Below are 20,603 nucleotides of genomic sequence, written 5' to 3'. Positions count from 1 at the left end.
TGCATTTTCAATTTTTTTCACTCTCTTTATGATTAGTTTTGTTTCATCTTATGTCGAAGAGGTTAAAATCATACTCAACTCGGGGTCAAAGCTTCCTTTGACAAATGTATCACGTCATTTTCCGTGAACTGGTCCAAAATATGATCGTGACATGTAAAAAATAAAATTTGGCGCTGTTCCGAAACTTGTATCAGGAGCTCAAGCATCCGCTTTGTCCTGTTCGCATCAAAGTTAACAAAACTGTCATCAATGATAAGTGGAAAAGGGTCTTCGGAAAACGTATGGTCCGCAAGCGCTAGCCTTAATGACACATATATCTGCTCTGCAGTTCCACGGCTAACTTCCTCAGCCTTGAATTTCACTCCATCACTCCGTTCTAAGCTTAAACCTTCACCACTTTGTTCAAGAATGATCTTTCGATAGCGCCCATTTGTTAAAAATGATAAATGTTGTTCCGCTTCAGCGATGACCTTCGGAAGACGTTCCCTTTTATATCGGTCTAGGGTTTTATTTAATAAACTTTTAGCCAGTGCCAATTTTGCCCATACCTTTGCTTCCTCGTTAAAAGCAGCTTTTGCTTCATGAAATTGATGCAAGGACTCTTCATAAACACCCATCGCCTCTAGCTGTTTGATTTTATACCTTGTATCTGCTTGTTTCTCCAGTACCAATGTTTTTTCCTTCACTAAATCTTTTCGTTTTTGTTCAAGGTTATCAACTGAATAGGCACTAATCCCTTGTTCAGTAAATGCCTGAATTTGTTCTGTTTGGATATCTCCTTGCCTCAATTGAATATTGAGCAACTCCAATTGTTTGTGTAGCACGGTCCTTTCTTCGGCTAAAATAGCCTTTTCACGATATGCTTTTTCACCATTAACCTTAGCCAATGTGAAAAGCTTGCCCATCTCCTCGACTAGATAGTCTTTTTCAACCATTAGTCTTTCTCTTTCACTCTTTAAATGACTCATTTCCTGCTTCCATTGAGTAACCTTGGCTGTTTGTTCCGTTACGCGATTGACTTCTTCTTTCAACACATTGATGGCTTCGCGCCATGTAGATGGCTCTTTGCCAACTAGTAAGGCGAACTGAAATAATGCGTTGGATTTAGTTTCATATTCAGCATGAATCAGACGATGGGCGTCCACTTTTTCCTGCTTTCTTTCAATCGCTTCCTTCCAATTCGCCAGTTCTTCAAAAATCGATTCAAGGTTGATTTCCACTCCGGTATGAGGGAAACCCCAGGTCTTTATGATGGTGTTCACTACATCATTCAAGCGTGCCTGTCTCTCTTCCCAAGCAGCGTACTCCTTGATAGTCGATTCGAAGGCTTCTTCCCGTTCTTCAGATTTAAATATTTCCTTTTCCAGCTGTCTTAGGTGTTCATTATCTTGCTTAAGGAGCTGACCTATCGGCACTTCTCCCATAACAGTAGACGGTTTATCCATCGTTTCCAAAGCTGCCCGTTTCCCTCTTACCTCTTCAAGTTGCTTCGACTGTCTTACCGACATATCTTCGCCTTTAAAGAGAAGGCGAGAAACTATCAATATGAGGGCTGCGCTGAGTAAAATCATGCCACCTAGATTCTGCCCCTCGAAAAAACTGACGATTGCTAATACACATATGAGGGCTATCAATCCGCTTGATAATAGCTGGAAACGCTTATGATGATCTTCACGTTTCTCCTGTGCATGTAATTGACCCTCAAGCTCTAAAATTTGCTCATCAAGAAGCTGCCTTTTCACTTCGACAAAGGTGGAGTCATGTTGGGGATTAACGATGGCTTCTAGCTCTTTTCTTTTATCTCCAGGCATTATTTGTGCCTGAATTTCTTTAACCCGTGCTTCAGTGGTTTCCAGACTCATTTTTTGCTGTCTGTATCTTTCATCGAGCAGGTTTTCATCCATGTGTAAACGAAGCTTTTCCCTTTCCACCCTCTTTATTTTCTCTTTCATGAACGTACTGGTATCGAGCATTTTGATTTCTTCCTCAGAGGCATCCCAAAATAACTCCTGCTTAAGCTTATCGATTTTTTTCACTTCAACAAGCATTTCATGTTCTGCTTTCCTTAATTCCAGTTCGAGCTTATCTAGCAATGCGCCTTGTTCCATGGCATATTCTATCTTTTCTTTATGTTCCCTGATGAACGACCCACTTTGATTCTGGGTAAGATGCTGACCTAATTGCTCCACTTTCTCATCCAAGGCAACCAGTTGCGCATTGGTGGGGATTTCAATTGCCTGTAACCGCTCAAGCCTCTTTAAACCATCGACAGGAAAAGTCGCATCCCCGATGTCATTCAGACTTGCTTCCAATTCTCGGTGTTCCTCAAGTAACGGTTTGATTCGTAAAAAGGAATTGTATTCAATAAGACATTTCTCCATCTCTTGAATATGACCCAATAGACTTTCTAGTTGGTTTTTCAGCTTGATTTCATCCTGGCACAATGAAGTGTAGGACTGTTGTTCCATTTCGGCTTCTTTAACTTGTTTGTGCAAATCCTTAAGTTCTTTTATTTTCACATTTAATAATGGCTTCTGTCCTGAAGGTTTGAATCGGATATCCAGCTCCTTCTGCAGCTTTGTTTCAGCCTCCACCAGCTTATCATTTCCAATCAAACCAGCCGAAAGTAAATATTTACTCATGGTCCCTTCACTTAGGGCGTGCAGGCCTTGTAGCCCCTGAAGGTCGAAAGAATAAATGGACTGATAATAAGTTTTATCAATACCTTGAAGAATCTCGTTAAGCTCATCTTCGCCCCCGGTCCTCCCATTTTTGAATGTGACCGATACATCCCCCACTGCTTTCCCTTTCACCCGTTCAATGATGATTTCACCATCTTTTTTTGTGACAAGCGTGAGTCTCCCGCCATATTTAGCATGCAGTTTCGGCTCATAGCGGTGATCATTTTGAACCTTTGTCGGAAAACCAAATAAAACGCTGTGAATGAATGACATGATTGTGGATTTACCTGACTCATTTTCACCAAAGAAGATTTGCACCTGTCCCAGCTCTGGAAATCGCTTATTTTCCAGTTTCCCATAGCCATAAATATGGAGGTCTTTAATTTTCAAATGGTTCCCTCCTTAAAAATCTTTATGAATCAAAGACCTGCAATAGCCATCTTTCCGCTTCATTCAAGAGCTCTTCCTTCTCCTCCTGTTCCAAAACTTCAAGAAATCTTCTTGCTCCAGCTTGTTTATAAAGTGGTGCTAAAACATCTTCCATATCAGCAAAATCAGTTGCGAGGCTGGAAATTTCATTTGTGAAAGGCGTTTGCTTTCCTCTTGCTTTACGTATGGAATTTGGAATGAGAGTGATCTTATATAACCAAACGAATGGTTGTTCCTGCTCCTCTTCCTGTAAAAGCCGGATTAAATCTTCAAGCATTTCATGTCTGAAACCTAAGCAAGTCCCAACATCCAGCTTGATATCTAACAGAGAACATCTACCATTCGAGCGCGTTTGTTCGATTACTTCCGAGAACTGTTGATAAAGAGCGTCAAAACCTGAGTCTTCCGTAACTCTTATGGTTTCGCTTTCCCAAATCACTCCAGATGTTTCGATAAAGGAATGACCTTTAGCTTCTCCGTCCATTTCTACTAAAACACAGCCCTTTACGCCGGACTCTTTCCGATTCCTCCCTTGTATATTTCCTGGGTAAATCACAAGTGGATGTTCCGAAACGACCTGTCGTTTATGTATATGACCTAAAGCCCAGTAATCAAAGTCCTTTGCCTCTAGCTCTTTCAATGAAAAGGGTGCATAGTCGCTATGTTCCGTGTTTCCTTCTAAATTGCCATGAAGGAGACCGATATGATAATCGGCGACGCCTGATTTTCGATACGACTCGATTATGCGTTCAGTTACATGACGCCGTGGATAACTGAATCCATACAAATGAACTGTCGTTCCATCCTTCTTTTCATACCTCTTTACTTCGGTTTCGGCAGAAAAGATATGCACATTTTCTGGTTGGTCGACGCTGATCCAGGAGCCGCTCAAGTGATCATGGTTCCCATGAATGATAAAGGCGGGAATCTCGTTTTGCAAAAGCCTTTCCATTTCCCTTCGAAAGCGGACTTGTGTCCTAAGATTCCGATTTTCCCCATCAAATAAATCACCTGATATCACCATGAAATCGACATGAAGATTGATGGCCTCATCAACAATTTTTTGAAAAGACTTAAATGGACTCTCCCTTATCTCTTTTAATAGAGAGGCCGGCAAATCTTTCAAACCTGAAAATGGGCTATCCAAATGAAAATCTGCCGCATGAATGAACGTAACCTTACTCACTATACCACCTCTTTTTTAACTTATTTACATTATTTTACCATAGATAGAACATACTTTCCCATCTGTATTTCAGGTTTGTCCATTCAATTGGTTTAAGTGAAAACAATATGGACAAATTCACACAAAAAAAGACCGAATGGCCGGCACTTTTTATGTACACGGCATTCGATCTTTATTCTTATTCTTATTCTTTAATTGAAAATATCCATGCTTAAGTACCGCTCACCATTGTCTGGTGCAATACACAGTACCCGCTTTCCTTTTCCAAGGCGGCGTGCTTCCTGAAGGGCAGCCCAGACAGCGGCACCACCTGAAGGACCAATTAAAATCCCTTCCTTCGCGGCCATGTCCTTCATTGTCGAGATGGCATTTTCATCCGTTGCTTGAAGGATTTCATCAAAGACATCCGTATTTAAAATACTTGGAACAAAACCTGGGCTTGTTCCAACCAGCTTATGCGGTCCAGGTTTCCCTCCCGAAAGAACAGGTGAACCCTGAGGCTCGACAACAACTACCTTTAAATCAGGCAGCTCCTCTTTTAACGCTTCACCTGTGCCTGTAATGGTCCCGCCTGTACCAGCAGTGGCGACAAATACATCCAGATTACGATCCATCTGTTCCAAAATCTCAACAGCTGTCGTCACCCGGTGAATATCAGGATTCGCCTTGTTCTCGAATTGTTGCGGAATAAAGCTATTGGTAATTTCCGCTGCCAGCTCCTCCGCTTTACGAATCGCTCCCGGCATCCGTTCTGAAGCTGGAGTAAGGACCACTTCCGCCCCGTAGGCCTTCAATATATTGATTCTTTCTTTTGACATATTATCAGGCATGACCATAATCGCACGGTAGCCTTTCGCGGCAGCATTCATTGCCAGTCCGATACCTGTATTCCCTGAAGTCGGCTCAATGATCGTTGCCCCCGGTTGGATAAGTCCATCCAACTCAGCCTGCTGGATCAAGTTGAAGGCAGCCCGGTCTTTAACACTCCGGCTCGGGTTGAAATATTCTAGTTTAACATATACATCGGCATCACCTTCCGATGTTAAACGATTAATTCTAACGACGGGTGTATCCCCGATTAATTCCGTGACATTATGTACGATTTTTACAGTCATTTCTTAAAAATCTCCTTTCCACTCATTCACTTACTACTTTTATTGTTGCTCCTTCATCATTATATCATTTATGGATTTTTGTTTAGCAAAGGAAACTCCTCAAATCCTATAGATTTAATTGCTTAAAAATAAGAAAATTACATAGATAGATACATTTAGGATATCTAATAAGCAAGAAAACATCCCTTTTATATAATTATAGTCAAAATTGACAAAAAATGATAAAATTTTCATTAATCGTTCATTCGCATGTAAAAGGGAATCGCCCGGTACATGAAGAAAAAAGGGGAGTTTTGAACATGAGTAAAATATATAAATTAACTGTATTTGAACCTTCAGGGGAAAAGCTTTTAGACGAGGCATTCACCGCTGAAAATGATCAACAAGCGAAAGAAGTCGGCCAGAGACTCCTTAATGAAAAAAACTATCAAGATCACACGCACCGCTGTACCTCACCTGCGGGAGCACTTTTACTTTTTCATCGTTAAGCGGATAATTGGAAGCGATTTTTCAACATCATCTCTTTCATAAGAATTAGAAAGACCGTCACAGTATCTTGACGGTCTTTCTGCGTTCATTTCCCAATGAAAACTGGTTTTCTTTTCTCAACGAACGCCCGTATACCTTCTTTATGATCTTCTGTTTGACGCATTTTCATTTGTGCGGTTTTTTCAATTTCAAGCATTTTTATTAATAAGGGACGATTTTTTTCGCTTAGAATCTTTTTGGTTTTAATCATCGCTTGTACCGGACTTCTCAGCCAGGTCTGTACTTTTTTCTCGACTGCCTGCTCCAAAGAACCTTCCACAACTTCATGAATCAGACCTTTTTCCTTAGCCTCATGAGCCGTAAGTACTTTCCCTTCCCAAATCAATTCTTTCGCTCCCACTTCGCCAAGCCGGCGTTCCAGGAAGAAATGCCCTCCCCCATCTGGAATCAAGCCAATCCCGATAAAGTTCATCGCTACCTTGCTTTGAGAGTCTGCAATGAGGTAATCCGTCGCTAGTGCGATGCTTAATCCAAGCCCCGCTACTGCACCGTGAATTTCACTGATGGTCAATTTAGGCATGAAATAAAGGGTCGTAACCAATTCACTGATTCCGTCCATCAGGCTATCAAAGTCGTTTTCTTCATCAGAGCCAAGCATCATCTTAATATCTCCACCTGAAGAAAATGCTTTTCCGTTCCCTTTTAAAATGACAACGTCGATGTCTTCATTCTCGCTGACGTCTTTCAGTGCATTAATAAAATCGCTTAGCATTCCTGGATTGATTGCATTCATGGACTCCGGACGATTTAAAGTGACCGTCGCTGTTCTCCCTGTGCATGTGACTAAAACTGTATCTATAGATGAAGATGACTCAATATTCACTCTTTTTCCTCCTCTTTCATTCACTTATTTTTTAGATAGTTATCCTTAAGCTGGTCACGGAGGGCCCTTTTCAAGAACTTGCCTACACCCGTTTTTGGGATATCATCCATAAAGATAATTTCATCTGGTATCCACCACTTAGCAAACTGTGGTTGTAGAAATTCCAGGATTTCTTCCTGAGTCACTTTTCCCTTGTATCCATCTTTTAAGACGACACAGGCTACTGGCCGTTCCTGCCATTTTTCGTGCGGCATGGCAATGACAGCCGCCTCAAATATTCCTTCGTGGGCCATCAATGTATTTTCTATATCAACCGAGGAAATCCATTCTCCACCACTTTTGATCAAATCCTTTGTCCGGTCGACAATTTTGACAAACCCTTCGTCATCTATCGTGACGACATCACCGGTATAGAGCCAGCCATCTTTAAACGTTTCTGCTGTACGCTCATCCTTAAAGTATTCATCGGCAATCCAAGGTCCTCTTATAAGTAATTCGCCCATCTCTTTTCCATCAGGCTTCACTTCACCATCCTGGCCGATGACTTTAATTTCAATCATTGGGGCGGCTAGCCCCTGTTTGGCCTTGAGGTCATAAAGTTCTTCCTCAGGCAGACCTTCCTGATAACTTTTCGGTTTTGAAATGAACACAAGGGGGCTCGTTTCAGTCATTCCATAGGCATGAAGGAACGGAATATTCCACTTTTTCTCAAATGTCCTTATCATGCTTTTCGGGGCGGCCGATCCTCCGCATAAAATGGCACGCATACTGCTCGTATCATGATTGCCTGCTTCAAGCTCCTTCAGCAGCCCAAGCCAGATTGTCGGAACCCCAGCCGCAATGGTCACCTTTTGTGTTTCGATGAGCTCAGCTAAAATTTTTGGTGTGAAATTCGGTCCTGGCAAGACCATCTTCGTTCCGAACCAAACGCTAGCAAATGGCATGCCCCATGCATTCACATGAAACATCGGCACAACGGGCAGAGCGACATCTCGTTCGCTTAACGCTGTGGAATCAGCCAGACCCAGTGCAATCGCGTGCAGTAAAACCCCACGATGAGAGTACACAACACCTTTTGGATTTCCTGTTGTCGCTGAGGTATAACACAAACCTGCCGGAGCATTTTCATCCAAATCCTGAATGAAGGGCTGTGCAGGATTTCCTTCTGCCAATAATGTTTCATAATGATAGACAGGTGACAATGTCGTTTCAGGTAGATTTTCTTTATCCGTCATGATGATATATCCCTCAACCGTCGTGAGCTCATCTTTAATAGCTTCCAATAATGGAATAACATCTGGATCTATTAGTAAAAGGCGATCTTCGGCACTATTGATGATATAAGAAATGTGCTGAGGAGATAGGCGCATATTGATTGTATGCAGGACAGCTCCATGACAAGGAATGGCAAAATAGGCTTCTAGGTGCCGATGGTGATTCCATGCTAATGTCCCAATTCGGTCACCTGTCCTAATGCCCATTTTTTCAAATGCGCTAGCTAGCCTCCGAGTACGCTGTGCAGTCTCAGCATACGTAAATGTATGAATTCCTCCATCCGTGCGGGAAACCACTTCTTTTTTCGAAAAATACTTTTCAGCTCTTTCAATGATTTGCGTCATAATCAATGGAGTGTTCATCATAACAATCTCCCCCTTATATAGAAACCGCTTCCAATTATATATTCGACCACAAGAAAAATTATCCTTTCCATTGGTTCATGATTTTACATTTTATTTTATAAATCGACTTCTATGTTGTTTTTTTTTCGAAAAATAGAGGTAAAGTATAGGTAAATTATATTTAGAGGAGCTTATCTATGGCAAACAATCTTAATGAGGCACTTGACGCTTCCTGTACGAGTGAATATTCACCCCTTTCACAGGTAATTGTCTGTGAACCAAGGTATATGGAGATACGCGAAATCATCAACGAAACTCAAAAGGAATTCAAAGAGGAAAACATAGATCGGTTCCTGGCGATGAAACAACATATAAATTTTGTAAAAGCTCTTGAGAATGAAGGGATAGAAGTCATCAAACTACCACCCCAATCTAGCTACCCAGAACAAGTCTTTACTAGGGACATCGGTTTTACCCTTGGAAATACCGTGTATGTAGCTGAAATGGCCACCGATATCCGTCAAGGTGAAGAACGTCTACTGAAAGTCTGGCTCGAAGCAAACGCTATTCCTTCTTATGATTTATCCAAGGGTAAAATCGAGGGCGGAGATGTTATAATCGATGGGAAAACCATCTATATCGGAGTCGGTGATAGAACAGATGAAGAGTCCATTCACCATCTTCAAACCTTATTGCCTGAATATGAGATCATTTCGATTCCATTCGTTGAAAAGTTTCTCCACTTGGATTGCATATTCAATGTTATATCGCCAACCGAAGCACTCGTATTCCCTAATGCTCTAACCGAGAAGGATTTAGACTTTTTGGGTTCACGTTATGAACTGATCGAAGTGGACAGAGAAGAACAATTCACAATGGGCACGAATGTGCTATCCATCGGTAATAAGAAGTTGTTCAGTCTTCCTTTCAATAAAAAGGTTAATCATCAGCTTCGCGAACGAGGATATGATGTGATTGAAGTCGACATAAGCGAAATCATCAAATCTGGAGGCTCTTTTCGCTGCTGTACGATGCCACTTTTACGGATCAAACAGAACTAAGATCTTAACTATAGCCCTAAACAAAAACCGGGTAAGCCACAATGGCAAACTCGGTTTATTTGGCGTTACGGACAGAACGGATCACAAAGAAAGCGATGGAACCCAAAATCAAAATCAGTAAAATAGGCAACTCTGCCCTTCCAAGACCTCCTTCATCGCCCTTAGCGGCATGTACCGATTGCCAACTCGTATACAGAAGAACAAGGATAATCTCCACCTTTAAAAATAAACTCATCATTCGGGCATTTTTATATTGGAAGACTGCATTTTTTTCTGTTATTTCAATCGGATAATTAAAAAGGTGCGGAACTCTCTCCATCAACGTCAAGCCAAACCATAGAAAAAGACTGATGGTAGGTAGTAGCCAAATGACAACTCTTCCTCCCCACCCGTCGACCTCACCTTTCCCATTAAAGTGAATCGGTACTTGCTCAGGCAACGTGTTCCACACACTGATTAAATAAATGAAGTTGATTATGATCAAGAGAAGCGACACGATGTCCATCACTTTTTCCAAACCCGTTTTAGGCAAATGTAAAACTGGCTGATTATTTTCCATATTTTCCCCCTCCATTTCGCAAGTAGGATGGTTTATTGTAGTAAGTCCAAGATGACCGCAGAATCTTCTTTACTTAATTGCACATACTTGTCCTGCTCGTCTTTCGTAACTTCTAACGTACTCTTACCTGCATTCACCCAAACATAGTAAACAGGGATTCTATCCCCCAAGTTGCGATCATTGAAGTAGAAAATGAAATCCGCTTTCGGATCGTCTTCCTTCATGGGGTTTTCTTTCCACTCTGCGTTCCCTAAAATTTCTTTCGGCTTTTCCGTTCTTTTCATTTTTATATTTTCTTTATAGGCTTCATATCTATATGTTTCTTCCCCTATTCGTTTTTGAATCGAAATCTCTTCTTCCTTATCGGCACAACCCGAAGCGAATGTTAATGATACTAGACAAAGTGCAAATAACGATAATCTCTTCATTGCCTCCACCTCCTGCAATGAGCAAAATAATTTCCAATATATTCATTATACTAGTTTACTTATGAAGAATAATAGGATTATTGGGGAGTAAAAAAATAAAAAACTCCCAAGCTATTCGCCTGAAAGTTTCCGGATCGAATTCTCTTTACTCAAAGAAAAAAATCATCCAAACCAAATTGCAAAAAGTCGTTCGTTCACACCCAGGTTATACATATAATAAATTCCGAAAACCGTACTGACTACACCTGTCATACGAATGAGTGAGCGGTTCACTTTCTTAGAAGAAGCAGTAACAAAGGGAATGCTCAATATTGTTGTAAACAAGAGCATCCCTAAACAGGTCCCCACTCCAAAAATGATGATATAAAGAGCGCCCTGCCAGACAAAATCTATCGTACTCATTGTAAGCAGTACCATCGCGGCGCTTCCGGCAAGTCCATGGACGACCCCGATAACCGTCGATTTCAAATAGGTGCTTCTTTCCGACTGGACATGTTCATGAGCTTTCTTCCAGGAAAACAGCGTGGTCATTCCTAAATACACCAACATGATACCTACAAAAAATTCGAGTGACATGGCCCATGCTTCTGGGATTTCATCTTTCAAAAGGATGAGAACGATACCGAAAACCAGGAGCGTTAGTGTATGGCCGATTCCCCAGAAAACCCCGGCGAGCGATGATTTCCAGATTTTTTTGCTTTGACTAGCTATGGTTGAAACAGCTATAACATGATCAGGTTCAAGAGCGTGCTTGATGCCCAAGACAAACCCAATCCCTAGTACCAGCAATAAACTCATTTCCATATCATTCAATCCCGTCTTTTTTAATATTTACGGTAGAAAACCACATCTTTGCGCAAGACTCGACTTCGTAGAAGGTCCTCGCAAACAGTAAACACCTTCTCAATTAACTGAGTCTGATTCGCCAATGCCCTCAACATCAGTCCTCTTGTCGGCAGTCTCGAAAAGCCGAGTCGAACCTGTTGCCCTAAAACAGATAGTGATTCTTCTAATTCCGTTATAATGTCCTCGCTAAGCTCATGATGAATGAACAATAATGAGCCGAAATGGCTGTATCCTTCCATTAACATAATAGATTCCATCTGATCGGAAGGCTGCAATAATAAATGGTCCATAATCAGCCTTTTTCCATCATAAAACACATTCATTTTCGAGCGAATCCAGTCGTATGTAAATTCCTCCCTACTCTCGGACCATCCTGGTGTGAAGATATCCGTAAGCAGGATCCCTGAACCCTGATCCATATGTATGGTCGTATCTTGAATATATTGTGCACCTTCATATGCAATTAAAGGGTCTTGAACATAGGTGAGGAAGCTGCCCTTCCTTAATATCATTTCAGTCTCCTGCCTTGCCGGTTCTCCCGTTGTCTTATAAACCTTTGTCGCTGACTGGGTCGTTAACGTCAACTGAGCCCCTTCTTCTAAACAAAAATGCTGCTGGTAGCGATCACCTCCGACATACCCGCCTCCGACATGAATGAGAAAATAGGTGGGTGAAGTCTCGTCCAGATAAACAGGACGGGACAGCTTGAATGCCCCCTCATGATAGCTGTCCTTCACAATTGTACGCCCCTTCTTTAGAACGGAGGTTAAGCGGATGCTACCAGTCCAGTTCATTGCTCTAATCCGATCAAAAAAGCCTCGGATTTAATCCAATTCACAACATCCGCTAATCCTTTTTCATCTTTTAAATTTGTAAAAAAGAAGGGTTTATTTCCTCTTGTCGCCAATGTATCTCGCTCCATCACTTCAAGACTCGCTCCAACATATGGGGCTAGATCTGTTTTATTAATGATGAATAAATCCGATTTAATCATCCCTTGCCCGCCTTTTCGGGGAATCTTCTCCCCTTGGGCCACATCAATGATATAGATGGAAAAATCCACAAGTTCCGGACTGAAGGTGGCTGCCAGATTGTCACCGCCGCTTTCAACAAAAATTAAATCAAGATCGGGATGAAGGTCCTCCAATTCATCGATGGCGGCGAAATTCATCGAAGCATCTTCTCTGATGGCCGTATGCGGACAACCTCCCGTTTCCACCCCAATGATTCGATTTTCAGGCAAGACACCATTTTTCATTAAAAACAAGGCATCTTCCTTCGTATAAATGTCATTCGTGACGACGGCCATGCTAAAATCCTTTACCATCACTCGTGTCAACTTTTCAACAAGCATCGTCTTCCCCGCCCCAACCGGGCCACCTACACCAATTTTAATAACCTGTTTCATCTTATAATCGGTTCCCCTCTTAAATGAAGGAAAACCTCTCACCCCTTTCTATTTAACTCATAAATAGCCTTACATGTAATTGCTCATGCCTCATTTGGGCGATTTCCAAGCCTGGCAACGTACGTCCAAGCTCGTCCTCCGGCATCCCTTTCACTAACAGAACTGCCGATTGAATGACTCCATGTGTCCATAGCAATATCGATTGTCCAGCCGTCTGTCCTAACGGGATTCCCCTGACGGCATTTTGAATGAGTGAAGAAACGGATGCGTACAGGCAAGCTGTCATCGCCATCTCCATGGAAATGCCGAGCTCCGAACTAACAATCGCGAAGACGATGGCCGGATGACCGTAACATTCCTTTTCCTTTATTTTCATTAGGTAAGTGGACAACGTAACCGATGGGTAAAGTGTCATGCAAAGCTTTGCCATCTGCTGTCCAATCCGCCTTGAAGCTTCCCTTGATTCTTTGGCAGAACAGCTCGCAAATAGCTTTTCATCCAAATCCCAAATACCCTCTAAATCTTGATTCTGAATGAGCTCATATGCGATACGGCAGCCAAGGCCATCTGTATAGGATAGGGACTTCAAGATGTATACTTTTAAAAACTCTTTGAATGATTGCTCATCATGGATTTTCTCTTCCTGTATATAGGTCTCCATCCCAAACGAATGGGAGAATGAACCCGAGGGGAAATTCGAATCGCAAAGCTGGATAAGTGGAAACAACCGTTCATTCATGAGAATGACCGATGTGACGGAATGCCTGTTTTACCTTTCTTTTTTCACGGCGGAAGGGAATGCCTTGCTGAGCTAGCAACTCTTCCACCAGATAATCATATTGGACTAGCATTTCATCGCCTTCAAACTGTGCCGGCAAATGGCGATTGCCCAATTGATGTGCGATATACCCCATCTGCTCAATGGATGTAGGCACGATCGTTAAGATATCATCATCGATCGTCTGAATCACGATCATGTTCTTTTCATCCATATACAAAATGTCGCCATCCATTAAATCTTTATTATCCTTGAGACGGATGCCGATTTCCTTGCCATGATCCGTTTTCACCCGTTGAATTCTCTTTCTTAATGCATCGCTTTCAAGAAATATACGCTCCATATGTTTTGGTTTATTTTCAATTGATTCAACATTTCCCACTACCTTCTCGATAATCATGCCATTCACCTCAGAATAAAAAGTATCGTTGAGCCATAGGCAGGACTTCTGCGGGCTCACACGTAATTAAATTACCGTCGACCGTCACTTCATATGTTTGTGGATCCACTTCGATATCTGGTGTTTCCCCATTTAACTTCATATCTTTTTTTGTAAGATTACGAATATCGGAGACAGTCTTAACGATTTTTTTCAATCCAAGCTCCTTGTGGATTCCTGCTTCAAAAGCAGCTTTGGACAAAAAGGTAATCGACGTACTCGAAACGGCTTGGCCAAAGCTGGCAAACATCGGACGATATAAAACCGGCTGGGGTGTCGGAATGGAAGCATTCGGGTCTCCCATAATACTGTGGGCAATCATGCCCCCTTTTACGATCATATCGGGTTTCACCCCAAAAAAGGCAGGGTCCCAGACAACGAGATCGGCAAATTTCCCTTCTTCCATGGATCCCACAACCTCAGAAATCCCATGGGTGATGGCCGGATTAATCGTATACTTGGCGATATAGCGCTTTACACGGAAATTATCGCCTTCCCCCTTCTCCTCTATCATCTTTCCTCGCTGCCTTTTCATCTTATCCGCAGTCTGCCATGTCCGCATGACCACTTCACCCACCCGGCCCATGGCTTGCGAATCCGAACTGATCATGCTGAAAACGCCTAAATCATGGAGGATATCTTCAGCAGCTATCGTTTCCTTCCTGATTCGGGAATCGGCAAAAGCGATATCTTCGGGAACAGATGGATCCAAATGATGGCATACCATCAGCATATCTAAATGCTCTTCCAATGTATTAATCGTATAAGGACGTGTCGGATTGGTCGAAGATGGCAAAATATTATGATAACTCGCCACCTTAATGATATCCGGGGCATGTCCGCCACCCGCTCCTTCCGTATGATAGGTATGAATGACACGCCCCTTGATGGCTGCAACCGTATCCTCGACAAATCCCCCTTCATTAAGGGTGTCAGAATGGATGGCAACCTGGACGTCATATTCATCCGCAACAGACAAACTGGTATCGATGGCCGCAGCCGTCGTCCCCCAATCTTCATGCAATTTCAACCCGATCGCTCCGGCCTTGACCTGCTCGATGAGTGGTTCTTTTGCCGAGGCATTCCCTTTTCCTAAAAATCCAAGATTCATCGGAAAATGTTCGGCCGCTTCAAGCATTTTATGGATATTCCAAGATCCAGGTGTGCACGTTGTTGCGTTCGTTCCCGTTGCCGGTCCCGTTCCTCCGCCAATCATCGTCGTGATCCCACTTGATAACGCGGTTTCTATTTGTTGCGGTGCAATGAAATGGATATGTGCGTCAATTCCTCCGGCAGTCACGATCTTCCCTTCAGCTGCTATGATTTCAGTCGCTGCCCCAATCGTCATGGTCACCCCATCCATCAACAGTGGATTGCCTGCCTTGCCGATTGCCGCAATGTATCCATCCTTCACACCGATGTCCGCTTTATAGATGCCCGTGTAATCGACGATGATTGCATTCGTGAATACAAGATCCATGACTCCTTCCCTAACAGCGGTTGGGTGTTGGCCCATCCCATCACGTATCACTTTCCCCCCGCCGAATTTCACTTCATCGCCATACTTTGTAAAATCTTTTTCGATTTCAATGAAAAGATCCGTATCCGCTAATCTGACTAAATCACCAGTCGTTGGACCGAACATGTCGCTATATTGCTTCCTTGACATTTCATGACTCATCTTTCACCCTCCCCATCGAGCGGCCCATTTGTCCGGTTGTTTAATCCGTACACTTCCCTCTTACCGCTTAAAGGAATCAGTTCCACTTCCTTTTCATCTCCTGGCTCAAAGCGGACCGCCGTCCCAGCGGGAATGTTCAGCCGTTTCCCATAAGCCTCTTCCCGTAAGAAATCCAAGGCTCCATTCACTTCATAAAAATGAAAATGTGAGCCAACCTGAATCGGACGGTCTCCTCGATTGATGACAGATATCCCAGTTACAAGCTTCCCTTCATTGCAAAGGATGGGATCCTTTTTCAAGATATATTCACCTGGTATCATGCAACAACCTCCTTACTGAATCGGATTATGTACCGTCACAAGCTTCGTGCCATCCGGAAACGTCGCTTCCACTTGAATATCGTGGATCATCTCCGGAATCCCTTCCATCACTTCCTCACTGGATAGAATCATCCTGCCAAATTGCATAAGCTCCGCTACAGACTTTCCATCACGTGCCCCTTCCATGATTTCATAAGTAATCAAGGCAATCGACTCCGGATAATTCAATTTCAATCCCCTCTCTTTTCTCCTTCTTGCTAAATCTGCCGCAACCACGACCAGTAATTTCTCCTGTTCCCTCGCCGTTAAACGCATGACCTCTCTCCTTCTTCATCCAACTGCAAGATATCGTTCATTCATATCCATATATCGTTGTGCTTATCTTTCTAAAATAAAGCCAATATGTAACATAACCATGTAAGTTTTTATAACATATCCCTAATTATACATAATTTTCTGTCAATTTCAAGAAAAACTCTTTCACTTTTCACATTTAATGTTTCACTTATCTTGGAGAATTCCAACCATACTTGTTATACTTTAAGGCAGAATAAGAAATTAATAATGTGAGGAGAATGAAAAATGAGTTATTTAAAAAAGCAATTAAAGGTGACACGGAGCAATTTATTAAAGGAAATCGAGGGGTTATCTCCAGAATTCACGGACATTCAGCCAACAGGATTCAATAATACGATTCACTGGCATCTAGGACATGTACTTACTGTAGCGGAAAAGTTTTTATTTGGCTCACCAAAAAGCAATAACTTACCGGACAACTACGGACAATTATTCGGATATGGTTCAAAACCGTCGGATTGGACAGGAGACGTTCCCTCCATAGAAACGTTAAAACAGCAGTTACAGGAACAACTTGATCGGATTCTCGCCATTCCAGAAGAAACGTATCACGATAAAGTAGAAACTCCATTCATGGGCATGGAAACAGTGGAGGACTTCATAAGCACTGTAATCTTGCATGAAACAAATCACATCGGACAAATGCATGCCATGAAACTTCTCATTCAATCATCTAATTGATCACTAGAAAAACCTGACACGCTATTACGGAGTGTCAGGTTTTTTTAAAAAAATCGATGTCGAGATTATCAAAAAAACACTTCATTCCCAGCTCCCGCTAAGGAATCCCCTCAACATTAGAATTCTTTCATCAAGAGACTTTTCTACTTCATTAGCATTTTCTTTCCCCCTGACAAACAATTACGTGAAAAAAAAGAGTACCAGCTTTTGATACCTGCATATTTCCCTCTTTCATGCTTTGAATAACCCCTGTTCATAATAGGACAAAATCAGACATCAGAACTAACTCGAATCGTTTTCAGTCCTATAAAAAAGGCTGATAAAGGGTTGAAAAATGTAACTTTTACCAGTATAATAGTAAAATTGTTGTAACAATTAAACTCAGATGGATAATTATGTTCCTTTATATGATTTTCCTATACTACTCAACCCTCCAATCATTCTAATATAGGTGGACTCCTATTAGACACGGATATTTCCAACTTCAAACAGGATTCAAAGGTGAAAAAATTTTATAAGGTAGGTGATCCTAATGTGTGGATTTGTTGGTTGTATGTATCATGAACCTAAAAAGTCAGACATGGTAAAATTCAAGGAAATGAACACTCTTATAACACATAGAGGACCAGATGATGAAGGATATTATACGGATGACTATGTGAATTTTGGTTTTAGAAGACTCAGTATCATTGATATAGAAAGCGGGCATCAACCTCTATCTTTTGAGAATGAACGTTATTGGATCATCTTTAATGGTGAAATCTATAACTACATTGAATTACGGAGAGAATTATTACAAAAAGGGTATGAATTCGCTACCGAATCCGACACCGAAGTTATTATCGCCCTATACAGTGATCAAAAGGAACGCATGGTAGAACAGTTAAGAGGCATGTTTGCCTTTGTCATATGGGATAAAGTTGAGCAAACCTTATTTGGGGCGAGAGATCAGTTCGGAATTAAACCCTTCTTTTACTCAGAACAAGAAGAAATGACTTATTTTGCTTCTGAAAAGAAGAGCATCCTTCTAGCTATGGAAGGGAAAATAGACGCGGAGTCTTTGCAACACTACCTTAGCTTCCAATACGTTCCAGAACCGGATACAATGACAAATGGAATCAAAAAACTGGCACCAGGCCATTACTTTACGAGTAAACCAGGGGAAAAATTGAATATCGTACGATATTGGTCTCCTACTTTCACACCGATGAATCTATCTGAAACACAACTTACTAAAGAAATTCGTGATGTTTTAATAGATTCAGTGAATGTGCATATGCGAAGTGATGTACCAGTAGGATCGTTCCTTTCCGGAGGCATTGATTCTTCTATAATCGTTTCCATAGCAAAAGAGATCAATCCTCAATTAAAGACGTTCTCCGTCGGTTTTGAACGAGATGGATTCAGCGAAGTCGACGTTGCGAAGGAAACGGCCCACGCTCTTAACTTGGAGAATATCAGTTATATCATTTCTCCTGAGGAATACCTTGCAGAGCTCCCGAAAATCATTTGGCACATGGACGACCCATTGGCAGACCCGGCAGCCATTCCATTATATTTCGTGGCCCGCGAAGCTAGAAAACACGTAAAAGTTGTATTATCCGGAGAAGGGGCAGATGAGCTTTTCGGTGGCTATAATATCTATAGAGAGCCACAGTCACTGAAAATGTTTAACTCTATCCCGAGCCCAATCAAATATCTATTAAAAATGATGAGTAGGATTCTACCAGATGGAGTGAAGGGGAAAAACTTCATCGAACGTGGTGTCACTCCTTTACATGAGAGATATATCGGTAATGCGAAAATGTTTGAAGAACGTGAAAAGAAAGCATTGCTTGCAGACTATAAATCCAACTTAGAATATACGACCGTAACCGAACCTATTTATCATCAATCCAGATCGTATGATGCCGTTACAAAGATGCAACATTTAGATATTCTTACATGGTTGCAGGGTGATATTCTGTTGAAAGCTGACAAGATGACCATGGCTAACTCCCTTGAATTAAGGGTTCCTTTCTTGGATAAAGAAGTTTTCAAGGTAGCGGCAAAAATCCAAACAGAACAAAAGATCAAAAATAATACGACTAAATATATACTCCGGAAGGCAGCCGAGGGAATCGTTCCGGATCATGTACTAAATCGAAAGAAACTAGGCTTCCCTGTTCCGATTCGACATTGGTTGAAAGATGAAATGTATGATTGGGCCAACAATTTAATACGAACTAGCCCAACAGACTATCTATTAAATAAAAAAGCAGCCCTCGACTTACTACAGGAACATGTCTCTGGCAAAAAGGATAACAGCAGAAAGATATGGACCATTTTAGTCTTTATGATCTGGCACCAAATTTATATAGAATATGCATATGATTTCAATCATTTAGAGGATAAACAAGAAATGAAAAGACAGACGGTACTTACTTAACAGCCTCAGTATTACATGTCTTTCCATTTATATCCCTATCAAGGATTCAGCCTTGATAGGGATATTTTTTTTAACTTGATCAATTATAATAAAGTCGGGGTTCACATTCCCCTGCCTGCTTAAGAACGGGTTGATTAAATTTATTTATAGACTATCATTAGGGAGACTACGATAAAATCACAGCCTAAGATTCGTACCATTGTCATTATCGGTGGACGTTTTGATTGCGACAACTAGAAGGAGCTACTATCATGAATCCATTACAAAAACGTTTTTCACTCATTAGGGGGAAATTTTTTGAAAGAGCCATCGATCGAATCACCCCTGAATTGACAAGTATCCAACCTGAAGGGTTTAACAATAACATTCATTGGCATCTTGGTCATACATTGTTTGTAACGGAAAAATTCTTGCTTGATCATCCGACAGCAGGAAACCTGCCGGCCAATTACGCTGACTTCTTTGCCCAGGGCACAAGTCCTGCTGACTGGACGGATGCCGTTCCCTCAGTTGAAGCATTGATTGAGCAATTTAAAGAGCAGCTGGACCGTCTTCTTGCCATTCCTGAAGAACGCTTGACCGAAAAACTTGAAGAACCCTTTAAAGGTTTTGAAACATATGGGGAAATGGTGAACCTTGCCCTATTCCACGAAACATATCATATGGGCCAAATCCATGCGATGTTGCGTGTAATCCATGCAGCGAAATAACAGGAAGGAAGCCCTCGCTCTTTTAAGCGGGGGCTTCTTCCTTTTCAAGTCAACTCATCGTTAATAAAATTACTATACGCTTGTTCAGCAGCTGCCTCTGATGAAAATAACGCATCATCGTCTTCAATCGTATGAAAAGTGTCATTCAAGAATAATGCGACTGCATTGGGATCTTTCGGATGCTGGACAATTTCTGCAGCCCTTACATTCGAGACCGTGGGGACGTGCGGATTATTATAGATCACAAATACTTCATCGCCAACTTGCACTTCTTTCGCATTGATAACGTCCATTACATTCTTCCTTTCCATTGGGGATTTGCTTAGTTTATGGATTATATCCAAAATTATTTATTGATCAGAAAAACCCTATCAGGAAACAAAAAAAAGGGGGCTGTCTAATAAGTCCCTAAAATAAAACAGGTGGAGAAAAACAACTCGTTTTTCTCCACCTGTTTTTCTATTGTTATAATTATTCATTGAAAGTAGCTGACGCAAGCCAGCTA

Annotated in this window: 21 protein-coding genes; 5 read left to right on the top strand and 16 right to left on the bottom strand. The window is 41.7% G+C overall.

From position 1 onward, the window contains the following. Positions 1-74: 74 nt before the first annotated feature. The 3 genes from ACQKL5_RS05475 to cysK form a co-directional block, all read right to left on the bottom strand. Positions 75-3,071, bottom strand: coding sequence for an AAA family ATPase (locus ACQKL5_RS05475; RefSeq protein ID WP_427607031.1), 2,997 nt, complete (start codon positions 3,069-3,071; stop codon positions 75-77). A 22-nt stretch (positions 3,072-3,093) separates the two neighbouring features. Beyond that, positions 3,094-4,296 carry a metallophosphoesterase family protein gene (locus ACQKL5_RS05470; protein WP_427607030.1) on the bottom strand — a complete coding sequence of 401 codons (1,203 nt, stop codon included), beginning with the start codon at positions 4,294-4,296 and terminating at the stop codon, positions 3,094-3,096. Between the two features lie 191 nt (positions 4,297-4,487). After that, entirely contained in the window at positions 4,488-5,411 is a 924-nt protein-coding gene (cysK, locus tag ACQKL5_RS05465; RefSeq protein ID WP_427607028.1) for a cysteine synthase A, read from the bottom strand. A 299-nt stretch (positions 5,412-5,710) separates the two neighbouring features. Between cysK and ACQKL5_RS05460 the strand changes: the two genes are divergently transcribed. Continuing rightward, the gene (locus tag ACQKL5_RS05460) at positions 5,711-5,899 is read left to right on the top strand and encodes a YhzD family protein (RefSeq protein ID WP_427607026.1); all 189 of its coding nucleotides are present in this window, start codon (positions 5,711-5,713) and stop codon (positions 5,897-5,899) included. 86 nt (positions 5,900-5,985) lie between these two features. Here the strand turns inward: ACQKL5_RS05460 and ACQKL5_RS05455 are convergent, their stop codons facing one another. Beyond that, on the bottom strand, positions 5,986-6,777 hold the full coding sequence (locus tag ACQKL5_RS05455; protein ID WP_427607527.1) for an enoyl-CoA hydratase: 792 nt from the start codon (positions 6,775-6,777) through the stop codon (positions 5,986-5,988). A gap of 26 nt (positions 6,778-6,803) precedes the next feature. Continuing rightward, the gene (locus ACQKL5_RS05450) at positions 6,804-8,423 is read right to left on the bottom strand and encodes a long-chain fatty acid--CoA ligase (protein WP_427607024.1); all 1,620 of its coding nucleotides are present in this window, start codon (positions 8,421-8,423) and stop codon (positions 6,804-6,806) included. Between the two features lie 176 nt (positions 8,424-8,599). On the opposite strand from ACQKL5_RS05450, the gene ACQKL5_RS05445 reads away from it, so the two are divergent. Further along, entirely contained in the window at positions 8,600-9,463 is an 864-nt protein-coding gene (locus ACQKL5_RS05445) for a dimethylarginine dimethylaminohydrolase family protein (RefSeq protein ID WP_427607022.1), read from the top strand. Positions 9,464-9,518: 55 nt separating this feature from the next. Here ACQKL5_RS05445 and ACQKL5_RS05440 read toward each other — a convergent pair whose 3' ends face one another. The 10 genes from ACQKL5_RS05440 to ACQKL5_RS05395 form a co-directional block, all read right to left on the bottom strand. After that, complete coding sequence (locus tag ACQKL5_RS05440) at positions 9,519-10,022, bottom strand: DUF1648 domain-containing protein (protein WP_427607020.1); 504 nt, start codon at positions 10,020-10,022, stop codon at positions 9,519-9,521. Between the two features lie 32 nt (positions 10,023-10,054). Further along, entirely contained in the window at positions 10,055-10,450 is a 396-nt protein-coding gene (locus ACQKL5_RS05435; RefSeq protein WP_427607018.1) for a hypothetical protein, read from the bottom strand. 162 nt (positions 10,451-10,612) lie between these two features. Beyond that, positions 10,613-11,254 (bottom strand): sulfite exporter TauE/SafE family protein, encoded by a 642-nt coding sequence (locus ACQKL5_RS05430; RefSeq protein WP_427607017.1) that lies wholly within the window; start codon positions 11,252-11,254, stop codon positions 10,613-10,615. Between the two features lie 20 nt (positions 11,255-11,274). Continuing rightward, complete coding sequence (locus tag ACQKL5_RS05425; protein WP_427607016.1) at positions 11,275-12,033, bottom strand: urease accessory protein UreD; 759 nt, start codon at positions 12,031-12,033, stop codon at positions 11,275-11,277. Positions 12,034-12,086: 53 nt separating this feature from the next. Beyond that, positions 12,087-12,704, bottom strand: coding sequence for an urease accessory protein UreG (ureG, locus tag ACQKL5_RS05420; protein ID WP_427607015.1), 618 nt, complete (start codon positions 12,702-12,704; stop codon positions 12,087-12,089). Positions 12,705-12,756: 52 nt separating this feature from the next. Continuing rightward, a complete protein-coding gene (locus ACQKL5_RS05415) occupies positions 12,757-13,443 on the bottom strand; it encodes an urease accessory protein UreF (RefSeq protein WP_427607013.1) in 687 nt (228 codons plus the stop codon). After that, entirely contained in the window at positions 13,436-13,882 is a 447-nt protein-coding gene (gene ureE, locus ACQKL5_RS05410; RefSeq protein WP_427607011.1) for an urease accessory protein UreE, read from the bottom strand. Before ureE ends, ACQKL5_RS05415 begins: the two co-directional genes overlap by 8 nt. A 10-nt stretch (positions 13,883-13,892) precedes the next feature. Continuing rightward, positions 13,893-15,602, bottom strand: coding sequence for an urease subunit alpha (gene ureC / locus ACQKL5_RS05405; RefSeq protein ID WP_427607010.1), 1,710 nt, complete (start codon positions 15,600-15,602; stop codon positions 13,893-13,895). Next, the gene (locus tag ACQKL5_RS05400; protein WP_427607009.1) at positions 15,599-15,922 is read right to left on the bottom strand and encodes an urease subunit beta; all 324 of its coding nucleotides are present in this window, start codon (positions 15,920-15,922) and stop codon (positions 15,599-15,601) included. The genes ureC and ACQKL5_RS05400 overlap by 4 nt, the downstream gene beginning before the upstream one ends. Positions 15,923-15,934: 12 nt before the next feature. Next, positions 15,935-16,237, bottom strand: a complete 303-nt coding sequence (locus ACQKL5_RS05395; protein ID WP_427607008.1) for an urease subunit gamma — start codon at positions 16,235-16,237, stop codon at positions 15,935-15,937. A 267-nt stretch (positions 16,238-16,504) separates the two neighbouring features. Here ACQKL5_RS05395 and ACQKL5_RS05390 point away from each other — a divergent pair, with 267 nt between their 5' ends. The 3 genes from ACQKL5_RS05390 (at position 16,505) to ACQKL5_RS05380 (ending at position 20,098) form a co-directional block, all read left to right on the top strand. Further along, entirely contained in the window at positions 16,505-16,960 is a 456-nt protein-coding gene (locus ACQKL5_RS05390; RefSeq protein WP_427607006.1) for a DinB family protein, read from the top strand. Positions 16,961-17,492: 532 nt separating this feature from the next. Then, positions 17,493-19,388 carry an asparagine synthase (glutamine-hydrolyzing) gene (gene asnB / locus ACQKL5_RS05385; RefSeq protein WP_427607004.1) on the top strand — a complete coding sequence of 632 codons (1,896 nt, stop codon included), beginning with the start codon at positions 17,493-17,495 and terminating at the stop codon, positions 19,386-19,388. A gap of 251 nt (positions 19,389-19,639) precedes the next feature. After that, a complete protein-coding gene (locus ACQKL5_RS05380) occupies positions 19,640-20,098 on the top strand; it encodes a DinB family protein (protein WP_427607002.1) in 459 nt (152 codons plus the stop codon). A 44-nt stretch (positions 20,099-20,142) separates the two neighbouring features. Here ACQKL5_RS05380 and ACQKL5_RS05375 read toward each other — a convergent pair whose 3' ends face one another. Beyond that, entirely contained in the window at positions 20,143-20,391 is a 249-nt protein-coding gene (locus tag ACQKL5_RS05375) for a transcriptional regulator SplA domain-containing protein (RefSeq protein ID WP_427607001.1), read from the bottom strand. Positions 20,392-20,603 lie beyond the last annotated feature (212 nt).

Origin of the sequence: Peribacillus sp. NPDC097675, from assembly GCF_050277655.1 — a bacterium.
In the GTDB taxonomy this organism is placed as follows: domain Bacteria; phylum Bacillota; class Bacilli; order Bacillales; family DSM-1321; genus Peribacillus.
The sequence above is the reverse complement of the archived record's forward strand: the minus strand, read 5'-3'. Positions and strand labels throughout refer to the sequence as shown.